The 15,545-nt window shown below is 73.4% G+C and carries 15 protein-coding genes; 10 read left to right on the top strand and 5 right to left on the bottom strand.

What is annotated here, in order from left to right:
• Positions 1 to 98 precede the first annotated feature (98 nt).
• On the top strand, positions 99 to 1,559 hold the full coding sequence (locus tag ACE1OA_RS13780) for a DUF2079 domain-containing protein (RefSeq protein WP_356775971.1): 1,461 nt from the start codon (positions 99 to 101) through the stop codon (positions 1,557 to 1,559).
• Between the two features lie 98 nt (positions 1,560 to 1,657).
• On the opposite strand, the gene ACE1OA_RS13775 is transcribed toward ACE1OA_RS13780, so the two are convergent.
• On the bottom strand, positions 1,658 to 2,248 hold the full coding sequence (locus ACE1OA_RS13775; RefSeq protein ID WP_356599483.1) for a DUF4064 domain-containing protein: 591 nt from the start codon (positions 2,246 to 2,248) through the stop codon (positions 1,658 to 1,660).
• Between the two features lie 246 nt (positions 2,249 to 2,494).
• Between ACE1OA_RS13775 and ACE1OA_RS13770 the strand changes: the two genes are divergently transcribed.
• From ACE1OA_RS13770 to ACE1OA_RS13745, 6 genes are all read left to right on the top strand, one after another.
• Positions 2,495 to 3,355, top strand: a complete 861-nt coding sequence (locus ACE1OA_RS13770) for a bifunctional methylenetetrahydrofolate dehydrogenase/methenyltetrahydrofolate cyclohydrolase (protein WP_356599481.1) — start codon at positions 2,495 to 2,497, stop codon at positions 3,353 to 3,355.
• Positions 3,356 to 3,357: 2 nt separating this feature from the next.
• Positions 3,358 to 4,071: a DUF3017 domain-containing protein gene (locus tag ACE1OA_RS13765; RefSeq protein ID WP_432752850.1), complete on the top strand. Its 714-nt coding sequence runs from the start codon at positions 3,358 to 3,360 to the stop codon at positions 4,069 to 4,071.
• A 451-nt stretch (positions 4,072 to 4,522) separates the two neighbouring features.
• A complete protein-coding gene (locus ACE1OA_RS13760) occupies positions 4,523 to 5,512 on the top strand; it encodes a malate dehydrogenase (protein WP_356599477.1) in 990 nt (329 codons plus the stop codon).
• Positions 5,513 to 5,734: 222 nt separating this feature from the next.
• A complete protein-coding gene (locus ACE1OA_RS13755) occupies positions 5,735 to 7,450 on the top strand; it encodes a hypothetical protein (protein ID WP_432752849.1) in 1,716 nt (571 codons plus the stop codon).
• A complete protein-coding gene (locus tag ACE1OA_RS13750) occupies positions 7,443 to 7,823 on the top strand; it encodes a hypothetical protein (RefSeq protein ID WP_356780602.1) in 381 nt (126 codons plus the stop codon). The genes ACE1OA_RS13755 and ACE1OA_RS13750 overlap by 8 nt, the downstream gene beginning before the upstream one ends.
• A gap of 1 nt (position 7,824) precedes the next feature.
• Positions 7,825 to 8,745, top strand: a complete 921-nt coding sequence (locus tag ACE1OA_RS13745) for a serine/arginine repetitive matrix protein 2 (protein WP_384868238.1) — start codon at positions 7,825 to 7,827, stop codon at positions 8,743 to 8,745.
• 93 nt (positions 8,746 to 8,838) lie between these two features.
• Here ACE1OA_RS13745 and ACE1OA_RS13740 read toward each other — a convergent pair whose 3' ends face one another.
• Positions 8,839 to 9,567 carry an isocitrate lyase/PEP mutase family protein gene (locus tag ACE1OA_RS13740; protein ID WP_432752848.1) on the bottom strand — a complete coding sequence of 243 codons (729 nt, stop codon included), beginning with the start codon at positions 9,565 to 9,567 and terminating at the stop codon, positions 8,839 to 8,841.
• Positions 9,564 to 10,112, bottom strand: coding sequence for a carboxymuconolactone decarboxylase family protein (locus tag ACE1OA_RS13735; protein ID WP_432752847.1), 549 nt, complete (start codon positions 10,110 to 10,112; stop codon positions 9,564 to 9,566). The genes ACE1OA_RS13740 and ACE1OA_RS13735 overlap by 4 nt, the downstream gene beginning before the upstream one ends.
• A 46-nt stretch (positions 10,113 to 10,158) precedes the next feature.
• Between ACE1OA_RS13735 and ACE1OA_RS13730 the strand changes: the two genes are divergently transcribed.
• On the top strand, positions 10,159 to 11,568 hold the full coding sequence (locus ACE1OA_RS13730; protein WP_432752846.1) for a PLP-dependent aminotransferase family protein: 1,410 nt from the start codon (positions 10,159 to 10,161) through the stop codon (positions 11,566 to 11,568).
• Between the two features lie 87 nt (positions 11,569 to 11,655).
• Here the strand turns inward: ACE1OA_RS13730 and ACE1OA_RS13725 are convergent, their stop codons facing one another.
• Positions 11,656 to 12,519 carry a hypothetical protein gene (locus tag ACE1OA_RS13725; RefSeq protein ID WP_356599463.1) on the bottom strand — a complete coding sequence of 288 codons (864 nt, stop codon included), beginning with the start codon at positions 12,517 to 12,519 and terminating at the stop codon, positions 11,656 to 11,658.
• Positions 12,520 to 12,698: 179 nt separating this feature from the next.
• On the opposite strand from ACE1OA_RS13725, the gene ACE1OA_RS13720 reads away from it, so the two are divergent.
• Together ACE1OA_RS13720 and ACE1OA_RS13715 are read left to right on the top strand one after the other, a co-directional pair.
• Positions 12,699 to 12,986 (top strand): hypothetical protein, encoded by a 288-nt coding sequence (locus ACE1OA_RS13720; protein ID WP_147980841.1) that lies wholly within the window; start codon positions 12,699 to 12,701, stop codon positions 12,984 to 12,986.
• Positions 12,987 to 12,993: 7 nt separating this feature from the next.
• The gene (locus tag ACE1OA_RS13715; protein ID WP_384868242.1) at positions 12,994 to 14,178 is read left to right on the top strand and encodes a glutathionylspermidine synthase family protein; all 1,185 of its coding nucleotides are present in this window, start codon (positions 12,994 to 12,996) and stop codon (positions 14,176 to 14,178) included.
• 70 nt (positions 14,179 to 14,248) lie between these two features.
• On the opposite strand, the gene rocD is transcribed toward ACE1OA_RS13715, so the two are convergent.
• Positions 14,249 to 15,454, bottom strand: a complete 1,206-nt coding sequence (gene rocD, locus ACE1OA_RS13710; protein ID WP_432752845.1) for an ornithine--oxo-acid transaminase — start codon at positions 15,452 to 15,454, stop codon at positions 14,249 to 14,251.
• Positions 15,455 to 15,545: the final 91 nt, after the last annotated feature.

Here is a 15,545-nt window from a genome sequence, read left to right as displayed (position 1 = left end):
GCCGGCACGGGAGCCCGCCCTCGCCGGCCATCCCGCCGTTCGGGTGGTCTCTGGTCTAATGGGTTGCTCTTTCGTCGGCGGCTGGTAGTGGGGGCGCGGTGTTGGATGTACAGAGCGGGGCGGCGGAGACCACCGTCGCCGCCGACGCCGTCGTCGACACGGAGAAGGGCCGCCCGGAGGCCGGACCCGGGACACCGCTGCGCCCGTACGTCGCCGTGGCGGCCGTGCTCTGCGGGCTGTACTTCCTCTACTCCTACGTCCAGTACGAGCGCTTCCGTACGCCGTCCTGGGACCTGGGGATCTTCGAGCAGTCCGTCCGCGCCTACTCCGAGCTCCGCGCGCCGATCGTCGACATCAAGGGCCCCGGATTCCTGATACTCGGGGACCACTTCAGTCCGGTCACCGCCCTGCTCGCGCCGCTGTACTGGATCTGGTCCTCCCCCCTCGCCCTCCTCTTCGCCCAGGCCGCGCTGTTCGCCGCCTCCGCCGTCGTCGTCGGCCACACCGCCCAGCAGGTCCTCGGCAGCCGTGCCGCGGGACTCGGGATCACGGTCGCCTACGGGCTGTCCTGGGGTCTGCAGGAGGCGGTCAAGTCCGACTTCCACGAGATCGCCTTCGCCGTCCCGCTGCTCGCCCTGACCTGCCGGGCCCTGCTGCTCTCGCGCTGGACCGCCGCGGCCGCCTGGGCCGCCCCCCTCGTCCTGGTCAAGGAGGACATGGGGCTCACGGTCGCCATGGTCGGCGCCGTCCTCTTCCTGCGGGGGCGCAAGCGCCTCGGCGGCGCCCTGGCCGGCTTCGGCGTCGGCGCCTTCGCCCTGACGGTCCTGGTGCTGATCCCGACCGCGAGCCGGGTCGGCCAGTACGACTACTGGGCCAAGATCGAGAAGTCGAGCGCCGGCACGCAGGTCTCGTTCACGGACGTCCTGCTGAACTCGCTCGGCTCCGACGTGAAGTGGGAGATGCTCCTCTTCCTCGTCGGCATCACCGGATTCCTCGCGCTGCGCTCCCCGCTGCTGCTGCTGGTCCTGCCGACGCTCGGCTGGCGCTTCCTGTCCCAGGACCCCAACCACTGGGGGATGCTCTGGCACTACAGCGCGATCCTGATGCCCGTCGTCTTCCTCGCCCTGGTGGACGGCGTCCGCTCCGTGCGCACCTCCCCGCAGGCCTGGCTGGTGTCGTACGGGAAGGTCGTCGTCCCCGTCGTCACGGCGGTCGCGATCGTGCTGGCCCTGGACCTGCCGCTGCGCGAACTGCTGCGCTCGGAGACGTACCGGACGGACGTCCGCACGCTCGACGCCCGGCGGGCGGTCGACGCGGTCCCGGAGGGGACGAGCGTCGAGACCAACGTGACGCTCATGGCCCACCTCACCGCCGACCACACGGTGTACTGGGTGGGTGGCGCCAAGGGCGTCAGCCCCGACTACCTCGCGCTCGACCTCGACTCGGGCTGGTCCCAGCCGATCACCGACCCGGTGCAGCTGGCGTCCCAGCTCCATCCGGAGGCGCGCTACGAGGTCTCGGCGCGGGCCGGCCAGTTCGTGGTGATGCGGCGAGCCTGACGTGTGCACACGCGAGGGGCCCGGTTCCCGTCCGGGCCCCCGTCACGCCGAAGGGGCCCGGTTCCGAGACGGAACCGGGCCCCTTCGGCGTGACCGGATCAGTACTGCTGCTTGTACCGGTTGAACCAGGCCGAGCCGTCCGCCTTCGCGCAGAAGACGATGATCAGGACGCCGAGGGCGAGGCTGATGATGCCCAGGGGCAGCGAGAACAGGGCGAACAGCACGATGAAGGCGGCGTAGACGATGGAGCAGATGCGCACGCCGTTGCCACCAGACTTGAACTTGGCGGCCAGCACCATGCCGAGGACGGCGAAGATCAGCGCGAAGACGCCGATGCCGACGAGCACGCCCTGGCCGAAGTCCTGGAACGCCTGCGCGTCGGCGCTGGAGGCGCCGGAGGTGTCGAGCTCGTCGAAGGCGACGAGGGCCATCACGATGATCGCGAGCGCGCCGATCAGGTTGAGGCCGCCGATGATCCACAGCATCACGCGGGCCGCCTTCACGCCGCCCGGCATCTCCATGGCGGCGCCCGGGTAGCCGCCGCCGTAGGGCTGCTGGACCGGCGGAGCCTGCGGGTAGCCGTACTGCGACGGGACGCCCTGCGGAGCCTGCTGCGGGTAGCCGTAGCCGGGCTGCTGGCCGCCCTGGGGCTGCTGTCCGTAGGGGTTGTTCGGTTCGCCGAAGCTCATCGCGGGATTCCTCCGTGGGGTTGTGCGGGGACGACGCGGCCCGAGCGGAGGATTTTCACAGCTTATGTGCGGTTTTGCCCCCCGGCACTGCCCGCGGTTCTGCGCGGCCATCGTCGTCGGAGCGTCGACTCCTTGTCCAGTCGGTATGCGGGGGAGTTGTGCACATGCAATGCCTTGTTCCGGCCGGTGGACGTCCCCGTGCCGACGAATTGGAACAACGCGGGGGTCATCCGGGAGGATGGAGCCATGAGCGCCCAGATTCTCGATGGCAAGGCCACCGCAGCCGCGATCAAGTCCGATCTGACCGTCCGTGTGGCGGCCCTGAAGGAGAAGGGCCTGACCCCCGGTCTCGGCACGATCCTGGTCGGCGACGACCCGGGCAGCCAGAAGTACGTGGCGGGCAAGCACCGCGACTGCGCGCAGGTCGGGCTCGCCTCGATCCAGCGCGAGCTGCCCGCCACCGCCACGCAGGAGGAGATCGAGGCGGTCGTACGGGAGCTCAACGAGGACCCCGCGTGCACGGGGTACATCGTGCAGCTGCCGCTTCCCAAGGGCATCGACGAGAACCGCATCCTGGAGCTGATGGACCCGGCCAAGGACGCGGACGGCCTGCACCCGATGAACCTCGGGCGCCTCGTCCTGAACGAGCCGGCGCCGCTGCCCTGCACCCCCTACGGCATCATCCAGCTGCTGCGCGAGCACGGCGTGGAGATCAACGGCGCGGAGGTCGTGGTCGTCGGCCGCGGCGTCACCATCGGCCGTCCGATGCCGCTGCTGCTCACCCGCCGCTCGGAGAACGCGACGGTCACGCAGTGCCACACCGGCACCCGCGACCTCTCCGCCCACCTGCGGCGTGCCGACATCATCGTGGCCGCGGCCGGTGTGCCCCACCTGATCAAGGCGGAGGACGTGAAGCCGGGCGCCGCGGTGCTGGACGTCGGTGTCTCCCGCAACGGCGAGGGCAAGATCCTGGGCGACGTCGACCCCGACGTCGCCGAGGTGGCCGGCTGGATCTCGCCGAACCCCGGCGGCGTGGGCCCGATGACCCGGGCGCAGCTCCTGGTCAACGTCGTCGAGGCCGCGGAGCGCGCGGCCGCGGCGCTCTGACCGTGACCACGGTGGGCGCCTCCGGCGCCGAGAGGCCGACGGCGGACCGGGCCCCGGGCGAGGGCGCCGGCGGGCCGGCCGACGTCCCGGGCCGTCCGGCCAACGAGCGGGAGGCGGCACCGGCGGACGCCTCCGGGCGCGGCGCGGCGTCGGACGCGGAGGCCGGAGCGGACGTGACGGCCCCGGCCGCCCCCGATGCCTCCACCGCCTCCGACGCCCCCGATGCCTCCGGCGGCTCCGGCGACCCCACCGACTCCGCCGACTCCGACGCTCCGGCGGACGGTGCCGACGGTACGGAGGACGAGGCCGGTGCCCGCGGCAGGTCGCGGCGCCCCCCGGCGATGACCACCGGCACCGTCCGTCCCGAGGGCGGCGGCCGGGCGGCCCCCGGGGACGCGCCCGCTCCGGCGCGCCAGTGGCCCCTGCTCACCGTGCTCGGCCTGGCCGGGCTGGGGCTGCTCGTGGTGGGGGCGGACCTCTTCCCGCAGTCGTTCCGGGTCGGCACGATCCTCGTCGGGGTCGCCCTGCTGACCGGTGCCGCGTTGCGGCGGGCGCTGCCGTCCGTGGGGATGCTCGCCGTGCGGTCGCGCTTCACCGACCTCGTCACGTACGGCCTGATGGGCGCGTTGATCGTGCTGCTCGCGCTGATGGTGCAGCCGGACCCCTGGCTGCGGATCCCGTTCCTGGAGGACATCCTCCATCTCACGGTGACCTAGGTCCTGTCCGGGCGCTCTTCTCGGGCCCGCGACGACGGCTGCGGCGTCTCGCGGCGTTGTCGGAGTCACCGGTGCGACGGCGCCCGTCCTCTCCCCCGTGGGAGGACGGGCGCCGCCTGCATTTCAGCGTCATGTACGTGCCAATGAGGTTCAAGGGCCGCCCGCTGCTTGTGGCACGGAAGTGACCATTCCGGCACCTCCGTACGGCTGCCTGCCGGGGTGCGCGCGGCGCGGGGCGACGGCCGCGGTCCGCCCCGGCGGCGGGTGGTCGCGGACCGGGTGCGACCGGGTGGCAGTGAGCCGCACCACAAGGGGGTGGAGATTGGAGGGGTCCCGGGTCGGATAGCCTGACCGCTGGATATCTCTTCATGTCGAGACACCGATCGATCAAGAGGGGTATCCCGCACCAGGGGCAGGGACCCCCACCGCCAGCTGTCTTACGGAGATCGCCATGACCCGCACTCCCGTGAATGTCACCGTGACCGGCGCGGCCGGCCAGATCGGCTACGCGCTGCTCTTCCGCATCGCCTCCGGCCACCTGCTCGGCGCGGACGTGCCGGTCAAACTGCGCCTCCTCGAGATCCCGCAGGGCGTGAAGGCCGCCGAGGGCACCGCCATGGAGCTCGACGACTGCGCGTTCCCGCTGCTCAAGGGCATCGACATCTTCGACGACCCGAACCAGGGCTTCGAGGGTGCGAACGTCGCGCTGCTCGTCGGCGCCCGCCCCCGCACCAAGGGCATGGAGCGCGGCGACCTGCTCGCCGCCAACGGCGGCATCTTCAAGCCGCAGGGCAAGGCCATCAACGACCACGCCGCGGACGACATCAAGGTCCTCGTCGTCGGCAACCCGGCCAACACCAACGCCCTGATCGCCCAAGCCGCCGCCCCGGACGTCCCGGCCGAGCGCTTCACCGCGATGACCCGCCTGGACCACAACCGCGCGCTCTCCCAGCTGGCCGCCAAGACCGGCGCCTCCGTCGAGGACATCAAGCGCCTCACCATCTGGGGCAACCACTCGGCGACCCAGTACCCCGACATCTTCCACGCGGAGATCGCCGGCAAGAACGCCGCCGAGGTCGTCAACGACGAGGCGTGGCTGGCCGACACCTTCATCCCGACCGTCGCCAAGCGCGGCGCCGCGATCATCGAGGCCCGTGGCGCGTCCTCCGCCGCCTCCGCCGCCAACGCCGCCATCGACCACGTCCACACGTGGGTCAACGGCACCGCCGCGGGCGACTGGACCTCCATGGGCATCCCGTCGGACGGCTCCTACGGCGTCCCGGAGGGCCTGATCTCCTCCTTCCCCGTCACCTGCAAGGACGGCGCGTACGAGATCGTCCAGGGTCTGGACGTCAACGAGTTCTCCCGCACCCGCATCGACGCCTCGGTCCAGGAGCTGGCCGAGGAGCGCGACGCGGTCCGCGAGCTGGGCCTCATCTGAGCCCACCGCGTGCCCCCGGGCCGGTGACCGGACGCATCCCGTCCGGCACCCGCCCCCGCACCGACACGACGGCGCCCCCGGCCTGCACGGCCGGGGGCGCCGTCTTCGTGGGGCCGACGGCACCGCCTCCGCTCCCTTATGCTGTCCACTCCGTCTCGACGCACAAGTCGGGCGAGAATACGGACAGTTGAGTATTTCGGGGGAGTTTTGACTCAGTCGTTCGTGCCCCGTCAGCCGGGGCCCACCGGCGGTCCGCCGGTCGTCGATCCACGCGGATTACCCTCCGCCAGTGAGGCGACCCGACTGCTCTGTGCCGGTACCTACCTCGACGACGCCTTCCGGGACGCCGTCATCGACGAGCTCTACGTTCACGAGGAGCGCGTCGCCGCGCCCTCGCTCGGTGTGGACGCCACCCGCGTCCTCGCCCACGCCCTGCGCGCCCGCCGGGTCGAGATCGGCTGGTCCGCCGCGATCCTCGGCCTCTGGATCGTCGCCGTACCGCTCACCAAGGGCCTGGCCGCCCTGCTGATCGCGCCCTTCCTGATCCTCGGCATCGCCCGCTGGGTCCGCGGACGATCCGCCCACCCGCCCGTCCACCGGCTCGTCGCCGCCTTCCTGCTCCGCTGGTACGGCCGCCTCAGCCTCCTCCAGACCGCCGTCGTCCTGCTCGTCCTCGCCTTCGGCGACGAGGAGACCCGGTGGGATCTGTTCGGAGAACTCGGCGACGTGGGCGATCTGCTGGGCTTCGCGCTCGACCTGGCGTCGTCCGAGATCTGGGGCATCGGCGCGCTGGAGGTCTGGATCACGATCGCGATCCCGCTCCTCCTCGCCTGGGCGGTGGCGGTGCAGCGCGGCCAGTTCGCCCGCGCGCTCACCGGTGAGCTGTCCAGGGGACGCTTCGCCGACACCTCGTCCGACCCGGCCGAGCGGGCCGAAGGCGTCCGCTTCCGCCGGCTGCGCGAACGCATCAGGACCGAGCAGCACTCCCGGCTCGTCCTGTACCGCTCCGACAACCCCTTCTGCGGTGCCGGCAGCCCGTACGAGCCGTGGTCGCTCTCGGTCGAACTGCGCCCGCGCAAGGACCGCACCCCCGAGCCGCTGGACAACAGCGCGATCATGCGGCACATCGTCCCGCTCGTCGAGGCGCTGCGGGTCCCCTCCGCCCACGGATCTCCGCAGCTCCAGGCGGCGGTGCGCGACCGGCTGCGCGATCTGGAACTCGACGAGACCGTCTTCCTGCCGGTCGACGGACTGCCGAGCCGAGCCCACGCGCCCTCCACCGCCGAGGAGTTCGAGCAGCACCGCTCGGGCGCCATCGAGGAGGGCGGCGAGGCCCGCCGGCACTTCCTGCGCATCCGGGTCGGAGGCTGGGGCGAGGAGATCGTCACCACCGTCTTCGTCCGGGTGCACACGCAGGGCGGCATGCTGATGCTGGAGGTCGCCCCGCACGTCCTGCGTCCGGTGAAGCCGCTCTTCCGGCACGCCGACCGGATCGCCCACCGCTACCGCCACAACCACCACTTCGGCAAGGCCGTCTGGGCACTGGCCCAGGTGCCGGGCTCCGCGGGACACGCCCTGGCCACGCTCTGGAGGGCCGCCGGCCACCTGTGGCGACTGGCCACCGGCGGACACGCCGGCGCGCTGCCGGAGGGGCCGCTGCACTCCGTACGCGAACTCGGCTCGGACGACGAGGCCTCGCTCTTCCAGGAGATGGACGTCAGCCGCTATCTGAAGAGCATCCAGGACCGGGTGGCGGGCGGCGTGACCGTCGCGCTGCGCGAAGCCGGCTACGAGACCGGCGAGTTCGAGCAGAAGATCGTCAACGTGGCCGAGGGCGGCGTCTTCATCGAGACCGCCAAGGGAGCCGTCGGCGTCGGCAACCACAACACCATCACCCAGAAGACCTTCACGTCCAAGGCCGGAGGCGACCGTGGCTGACCCGAACAACGACCGTGCCGGCGGCATCCACATCGGCAGTGTGCACGGCGCGTTCGCCATCGGCGACAACAACACCGTGACGCAGCACGAGGGCGGTGCGGGCGAGCCGGTGCGCGACCCCGCGCAGGAGGAACTGCTCCAGGCCATCCGCCGGCTCCGCGCGGATCTGGGGAACGTGGTCGCCTCGGAGCAGACGGCCGCGCTCGACGCCGAACTGTCCGACGCCGAGGACGAGATCGAGGGCACCGGCGAGGCGGGCCGGGGGCGGCTGGCGCGACTGCGCCAGGCCCTCGGCGACGCGGGCGCCGTGACCGGGATCCTGGCCTCGGGCGTCGCCGTCGGCCAGGCTGTCGCCGCGCTCCTCGGAGGGTGAGGTGGGCGGTATCGGGGACAGAGCCCGCTGGAACGACGAGACGCAGAGCTGGGAGACGGGTCCGGGCGGCACGGCGGACCCCGGCGGCGGTGCCGGTGTGCCCGGCCCCGCCGCGCCGGGGCCCGGCGGCGGAACCGGCCGGCCGGCCGGCGGCCCGCTCGTCCCGCCTCCCCCCGGGTACGCCCCCGGCCCGCCTCCGCACGAACCCGGGCCCGCTGCCTCCCGCTCGCGCAACGCGCTGGTGGCGGGTGTCGTCGTGGCCGTACTGGCGGCCGGCTCCGTCGGCGGCCTGCTGGTCTGGGGCGGCGATGACGAGGGGCGCGGGGCCCAGGGCGGCGCCCCGGGCGCCACGGTGACCGCGACGGACCCGGCGTCGGCCTCCGGCGCCCCGACGGACCCCGGCTCCCCGACGGACCCCGGCCCGTCGTCGGGCTCACCCTCGGCAGGCGGCGCCCCGATGGACGACCTGCCTCCGCCGGGCTACCACGCGGTCGAGGACGCGCGGGGCTTCACCATCGCCGTCCCGGTGAACTGGACCCGTACCGACGAGGGCGCCGGTGGGATCTTCTACCACTCGCCCGACGACACGAGCCTGGTGCAGATCTTCCTGCTCGAAGGGGCCGACGTCACGCCGTACACGGCACTGCAGCAGGCGTCCCGGGACCTGGCCGGGAAGAACCCGGGCTATCGCGAGATCAGCCTCGGCCCGGTCTCCGGCGAGGCCGGCGCTCCGGCCGACGCCGCCGAGCTGGTGTACGCCTACGACCGGGAGGGCGGACGCCGGCAGGTCGTCGACCGGGCCTTCACGGCCACGGACGGCCGCCAGTACGCGATCCTGGTCGCCGGCCCGGTGGCCGACTGGCCCCAGCAGAAGGAGACCCTGCGCATCGCGCTGGACTTCTTCCGGCCCGGGCCGCCCTGACTCCGGCGCGAGGCCGTCCGCGCGTCCGGGGCGGCCGGCCCCGGACGCGCGAGCTCCGGGCGACCCGGGGCCCGGGCCGCCCGCGGGCCGTCCTCAGGCCGTCCTCAGCTCCCGGGCCAGGTCCGCGACGCCGTGCAGGGTGCGCAGCAGGAGGCCGTGGCCGAAGGTGATCCGGGTCGCGCCGAGCCGTCCGGCGTCGGCGGCGGACGGACCGCCCGGCCGGGACAGGAAGTTGAGCGGTGCGCCGATCCCGGCGCTCAGCCGGGGCAGATCCGACGCGGGGGCGGCGATCGGATAGACGCAGTCCGCCCCGGCCGCCACGTAGAGCCGGCCGCGCTCGATCGCGTCGGCGGCCGGATCCCCGGACGCGGACGCGGCGAGGTAGGTGTCCGTGCGCGCGTTGACGAAGAGCTCCCCGCCCGCGGCCTCCCGCACCTGCGCGAGCCGGTCGGCCTGGGCCCGCGGATCCCCGAGCCCGCCGGACCGGACGGAGTCCTCCAGGTTGACGCCCACCGCGCCGGTCTCCAGGACCCGTGCCACCAGTTCACGCGGCGACAGGCCGTAGCCGTCCTCCAGGTCCGCGGTGACCGGTACGGACACGGCCCGCACGATCCTGGCCACGGCGGCGAACATCTCCTCCGCCGGGGTCTGCCCGTCCGCGTGTCCGAGGGCGGCGGCGATCCCCGCGCTCGGCGTCGCGAGCGTGGCGAAGCCTGCCTCCTCGAACACCCGCGCCGAGGCCGCGTCCCAGGGGCCGGGCACCACCAGCGGATCCTCCGCGGCCCGGTCGCGGTGCAGCGCGCGGAGCGCCCCGGCGGTCACTTCTTGTACATCCCGGGGGTGTAGTGACCGGGCGTCATACGGGTGGAGACGGCGATCCGGTTCCAGGCGTTGATGACGGTGATCGCGGCGATGACGCGGGCCAGTTCGGTCTCGTCGAAGACGGCGGCGGCCCGGGCGTACACCGCGTCGGGGACGAAGCCGTCGGTGAGGACGGTGACCGCCTCGGTCAGCGCGAGGGCGGCGAGCTCCCGCTCGGTGTAGAAGTGCCGGGACTCCTCCCAGGCGGAGAGCTGGACGATCCGCTCGACCGACTCGCCCTCCGCGAGCGCGTCCTTGGTGTGCATGTCGATGCAGAAGGCGCAGTGGTTGACCTGCGAGGCGCGGATCTTGATCAGGTGGTAGAGGGTCGGGTCGACGCCCTGGGCGGCGGCCGTCTCCAGCCGGAGCATGGCCCGGTAGAACTCGGGGAGTCGCTCCGCGAAGGGGAGCCGGGGTGCGTGCTCGTGCGCGTACCCGGTCGTCGCGTCGTCGCCGGTCGGATGCGGGGCCGCGGTCGTGGGGGCCGGGGCTTTCGTCGTCGTCATGGTTTCACCGTACGGTCCGGGTGGCTGGGGAGTATGGTCCATTTTCATGGCGAACGACTGGGCCACTTTCGGCGCCGACCTGCACCTCGAACTGCGCGGCGCGACATTGCGTACGGGCCTGATGGACGCCCTGCGCGAGGCGGTGCGCAGCGGGCGCCTGGAGGCGGGCACCCGGCTGCCGTCCTCGCGCTCGCTCGCCGTGGACCTGGGGGTGGCCCGCAACACCGTCGCCGACGCCTACGCCGAACTGGTCGCCGAGGGCTGGCTGACGGCGCGCCAGGGATCGGGCACCCGGGTCGCCCGCCGGGCCGCCCCACGCCGCGGGCCCGCGCCGAGGGGCGGCGCCCCGGCCCGCGCGGTGTCCGGCCGGCCGACGTACAGCCTGAAGGCGGGCGTGCCCGACCTCGCGTCCTTCCCGCGCGCCGAGTGGCTCAAGGCGTCCCGGCGGGCGCTGACGGCCGCGCCGCACGAGGCCTTCGGCTACGGCGACCCGCGCGGCCGGATCGAGCTGCGCACGGCGCTCGCGGAGTACCTGGCCCGGGCGCGGGGCGTGTACGCCCGTCCGGAGCGGATCGTGATCTGTTCCGGGTTCGTGCACGGGCTGATGCTGATGGGACAGGTGCTGCGGGCACGCCGGGCGCGGGAGGTGGCGGTCGAGTCGTACGGGCTCGACGTCCACTGGGACCTGCTGACGCGCGCGGGACTGCGGCTGCCGGCGCTGCCGCTGGACGCCCGGGGCACCCGGACCGAGGCCCTGGAGGACATGCGGGGCGGCGTGGGCGCCGTGCTGCTGACCGCCGCCCACCAGTTCCCGCTCGGCGGCGCGCTGCCGCCCGACCGGCGCGCTGCCGTCGTCGACTGGGCGCGGGCGTCGGGCGGTCTGGTCCTGGAGGACGACTACGACGGCGAGTTCCGCTACGACCGCCAGCCCGTCGGCGCGCTCCAGGGACTCGACCCCGAACGGGTGGTGTACCTGGGCACGTCGAGCAAGTCGCTGGCGCCCGGGCTGCGGCTGGCGTGGATGGTGCTGCCGGAGGACCTGGTGGACGAGGTCACGGCGGCCAAGGGCACGGTCGACTGGGTGTCCAGCGCGCTCGACCAGCTGACCTTCGCGGAGTTCCTGGCCTCGGGGGCGTACGACCGCCATGTCCGGGCCATGCGGCTGCGCTACCGGAGGCGGCGCGACCAGTTGGTGGAGGCCGTCGCCGCGCACTCGCCGCAGACCCGGGTGAGCGGGATCGCCGCCGGCCTCCACGCGGTGCTGGAGCTCCCGTCGGGCACGGAACCCGAGGTGCTGCGCTCGGCGGCCTGGCAGGGACTCGCCCTGCTGGGCCTGAACCGCTTCCGCCACCCCGAGGTGCCCCCGACGCTCGACGGTCTGGTCGTCGGCTACGCGACTCCGCCGGACAGCGGATGGAACGGAGCACTGCAGGCCCTGTGCCGGGTGCTGCCCTAAGGCCCGGGTCCGGGGTCCCGGGGTCCGGGGCGTCGTTCGGGCCGGGGCCGGGACCGCGCCCCGGCGTGATGCCCGGCCGGACGGAGGTCAGGCCGCGGGATCCGGTGGCGGCGCCGGCCTCGCCGCCTCCGCCCCGGCCTCCGCGGGAGCGGGTGCCTCACCGAAACGGGCCAGCGCCAGCGCGCCGGCGACGGCCACCGTGAAGCCCAGAATCGCGAGCCAGCCCAGCCCCTCACGGGTGCGGTCGCCCAGCCAGACCACCCCCACCAGGGCGGGGCCGACGGTCTCCCCGACGACCATGCCCGCGGTCGCGGTCGTCACCGAGCCGCGTTGCAGCGCCGAGGTCAGCAGCAGGAAGCCCGCCCCGCCCCCGACGAGGAGCGCGTAGAGGGCGGGGTTCGCGAAGTCCACGCCGTCGATCAGCCGGACCGACACCTCCACCACGCCGAAGCCGAACCCCGAGCCCAGTCCCAGCGCCAGCGCCCGCGGCCGGTCGGGCAGCCGGCCGACGGCCGCACCCAGCGCGAGCACCGCGCACGCGGTGCCGAGCATCGCCCAGCCGAGCGCCGGCGGGCCGCCCTCGTCCCCCTCCCGGCCCGAGGCGAGCGCCAGCGTCGCGAGTCCCCCGCAGACCACCGCCACCGCCGTCCACTCCACCCGGCTCAGCCGGACCTCGAGGAGTCGTGAGGCGACCACCGCGGTGACCGCCAGACTCGACGCGAGGGCCGCGCCCACCGTGTAGATCGGCAGCGTGCGCAGCGCGACCACCTGGAGGACGAAGCCGAGGCCGTCCAGGGCGAGTCCCGCCGCGTAGCGCCACTGCCGCAACGCCCGCCACAGCAGGGCGACGTCGACCCCGCTGCCCGAGCCGGGCTCCGTCGCCCGCGCGGCGAGCGCCTGCAGGACCGAGGCCGTGCCGTAGCAGAGGGCGGAACCGAGCGCGCAAACCATCCCGAAGAGCACGAAACGACTTTAGGGGGTGTCTCCGGAAGCTCCTGGCGGCGTACCGCGTCCGGCGCCGTGGCCCGATCCCCGGAGCTCCCCGTACAGGACCTCGTGCGGCGGCCGAAAAGGACCGGCCTACACTGTGCGGTCGCACCAGGCTAGGGAGATCGGGGAGGGCGGCGCAGATGCGCAGACTGAGGTCGAGCACGGTGATACTCGGCGGGATGGGTGTGCTCGCGGCGACGATCACGGCGTGCGGCTCCGAGCCGGACAAGCGGTGCGTGGACCCGCTGACCCGCGAGAAGCTGCCGAGCTACGAGTGCGACAGCGGCACGGGCGGCAGCAGCACCACCGCCCGCGGCTCGTACTACTACGGCGGCACGGTGCGTGACGGCCGGCTCAGCGGCGGCAGTTTCGACAAGTCCGCCGTGGACACCGGCGGCTTCGGCTGCTCGGGCTCGGGCGGCGGCTGATCACGCCATGCGACGGCACACCATCGACCCCCGGCCCGGCTGGCAGCGGACCGTCGAGGAGCAGGGGCTCGTCTACCCCCTGACCCGCTACCCCGACGGCTCACTGCGCCCGTACTGGGACGAGAGCGCCTACTACTCCTTCACGCTGCCCGAGGTCGAGGCCCTGGAGGAGGTGGTCGAGGAGCTGCACGCCATGTGTCTGGAGGCCGCCGCCCACATCGTGGCGAAGGATCGTTTCGCCGATCTCGGCCTCACCGACCCCCGGCTCGCCTCCCTCGTCGCCGAGTCCTGGCGGCGCCGGGACGAACTCCCCACCCTCTACGGCCGCTTCGACCTTCGCTACGACGGCACGGGGCCGGCGAAGATGCTGGAGTACAACGCCGACACGCCCACCTCCCTCGTCGAGGCCGCGAGTCCGCAGTGGTTCTGGATGGAGGACCGGTTCCCCGGCGCCGACCAGTGGAACTCGCTCCACGAGCGGCTGGTCGAGGCCTGGCGCCGGCAGGCGCGGCTGCTGCCGCCGGGCAGCCCGGTCCACTTCGTCCACTCGGACGGGGACGAGCTCGGCGAGGACCTGATGACGGTCGCGTACCTGCGCGAGACCGCCGAGCAGGCCGGGCTCGACACCGAGGCGCTGTCCGTCGAACGGATCGGCTGGGACCGGCTGTCGGGCCGGTTCGTGGACGACCGGCTGCGCTTCATCCGGAGCTGCTTCAAGCTCTACCCGTGGGAGTGGCTGACCACCGACCGCTTCGGCCCGCACGTGCTGGACACGCTCGACAACGGCGGTGGCACCGGCACGACCTGCTGGATCGAACCCGCCTGGAAGATGCTGCTGTCCAACAAGGCGCTGCTCGCCGTCCTGTGGGAGCTCCACCCGGGGCACCCGAACCTGCTGCCCGCCTACCTCGACGGCCCTCGCGAGCTGGCCTCGGCGGCCGGCTACGTGGCCAAGCCGCTGCTCGGCCGCGAGGGGGCCGGGGTCACCGTCCACGAGCCGGGCGCCCCCGCCGCGGTGCGGGAGGAGCCGTGCTGCTACCAGGAACTGGCCCCGCTGCCCGACTTCGACGGCAACCGGGTGGTGCTCGGCGCGTGGGTCGTCGAGGACGAGGCGGCGGGGCTCGGCATCCGCGAGTCGGCCGGCCTGATCACCGACGAGTACGCCCGCTTCCTGCCCCACGTCATCCTCTGACGGCTCCGGTGACGGCTCCGGTGACGGCGCCGGCCCGGTGGGGCCGGCGCCGACGCCGGACGGGGGGGGGTCAGGCCGAGAGCACCGCCCGCAGTTGCTCCAGGCCCCAGTCCAGGTCCTCCTTGGTGATCACCAGCGGGGGAGCGATCCGGATCGTCGACCCGTGCGTGTCCTTCACCAGGACACCGCGCTCCATGAGCTTCTCCGAGATCTCCCGGCCCGTGCCCAGGGACGGCGCGATGTCCACGCCCGCCCACAGCCCGCGCCCGCGGACCGCCTCCACGGCGCCGCCGCCCACCAGCAGCCCCAGCTCGGCGTGCAGGTGCTCGCCCAGCTCGGTCGCGCGCTGCTGGTACTCGCCGGACCGCAGCATCGCGATCACCTCCAGGGCCACCGCGCACGCGAGCGGGTTCCCGCCGAAGGTCGAACCGTGCTCACCGGGCCGGAACACCCCGAGCACGTCGCGGTCCGCCACCACCGCCGAGACGGGGACGACACCACCCCCCAGCGCCTTGCCCAGGATGTACACGTCCGGCACCACGCCCTCGTGCTCGCACGCGAAGGTCCTCCCGGTCCGGCCGAGGCCCGACTGGATCTCGTCCGCCATGAACAGCACGTTCCGCGCGCGGGTCAGCTCCCGCACCTCGCGCAGGTACCCGGCGGGCGGCACCAGCACCCCGGCCTCGCCCTGGATCGGCTCCAGGAGCACCGCCACCGTGTTCTCCGTGACCGCCGCCTCCAGCGCGGTCGCGTCGCCGTACGGGACGATCTCGAACCCCGGGGTGTACGGGCCGAAGTGGTCCCGTGCCTCGTGGTCCGTGGAGAAGCTGACGATCGTCGTCGTACGGCCGTGGAAGTTGTTCGCCGCCACCACGATCTTCGCGTGCCCGTCCGGCACGCCCTTGACCTCGTACCCCCACTTCCGGGCGGTCTTCACTGCCGTCTCGACCGCCTCCGCGCCCGTGTTCATCGGCAGCACGGCCTCCTTGCCGCACAGTTCCGCGAGGCGTGCGCAGAACTCCGCGAAGCGGTCGTGGTGGAACGCCCGCGACGTGAGCGTCACCCGCTCCAGCTGGGCCCGCGCGGCGTCGATCAGCCGCCGGTTGCCGTGCCCGAAGTTGAGGGCCGAGTACCCGGCGAGCATGTCGAGGTAGCGGTGGCCCTCGACATCCGTCATCCAGGCGCCGTCCGCCGAGGCGACGACGACGGGCAGGGGGTGGTAGTTGTGAGCGCTGTGCGCCTCCGCGGAAGCGATCGCGTCTTGCGTCCTCGACACGGGGTCTCCGTTCGTCCTGCGGCCTGGGGCGGGTGTGGCGCCCCTTTCTTATCGTCGCTCGGATGCCGGACGGGGAAACCTCGATGACGAC

It is taken from the genome of Streptomyces sp. JL2001 (genome assembly GCF_050917515.1).
GTDB lineage: Bacteria > Actinomycetota > Actinomycetes > Streptomycetales > Streptomycetaceae > Streptomyces.
The sequence above is the reverse complement of the archived record's forward strand: the minus strand, read 5'-3'. Positions and strand labels throughout refer to the sequence as shown.

What these genes read in the sequence shown, in the direction of transcription:
- ACE1OA_RS13775 (WP_356599483.1), bottom strand. Translation starts at nt 2,248, where the DNA reads ATGAGCTTCGGCGAACCGAACAACCCCTACGGACAGCAGCCCCAGGGC.
- ACE1OA_RS13760 (WP_356599477.1), top strand. Translation starts at nt 4,523, where the DNA reads ATGACCCGCACTCCCGTGAATGTCACCGTGACCGGCGCGGCCGGCCAG.
- ACE1OA_RS13715 (WP_384868242.1), top strand. Translation starts at nt 12,994, where the DNA reads ATGCGACGGCACACCATCGACCCCCGGCCCGGCTGGCAGCGGACCGTC.
- ACE1OA_RS13720 (WP_147980841.1), top strand. Translation starts at nt 12,699, where the DNA reads ATGCGCAGACTGAGGTCGAGCACGGTGATACTCGGCGGGATGGGTGTG.
- ACE1OA_RS13730 (WP_432752846.1), top strand. Translation starts at nt 10,159, where the DNA reads ATGGCGAACGACTGGGCCACTTTCGGCGCCGACCTGCACCTCGAACTG.
- ACE1OA_RS13725 (WP_356599463.1), bottom strand. Translation starts at nt 12,519, where the DNA reads ATGGTTTGCGCGCTCGGTTCCGCCCTCTGCTACGGCACGGCCTCGGTC.
- ACE1OA_RS13735 (WP_432752847.1), bottom strand. Translation starts at nt 10,112, where the DNA reads ATGACGACGACGAAAGCCCCGGCCCCCACGACCGCGGCCCCGCATCCG.
- ACE1OA_RS13770 (WP_356599481.1), top strand. Translation starts at nt 2,495, where the DNA reads ATGAGCGCCCAGATTCTCGATGGCAAGGCCACCGCAGCCGCGATCAAG.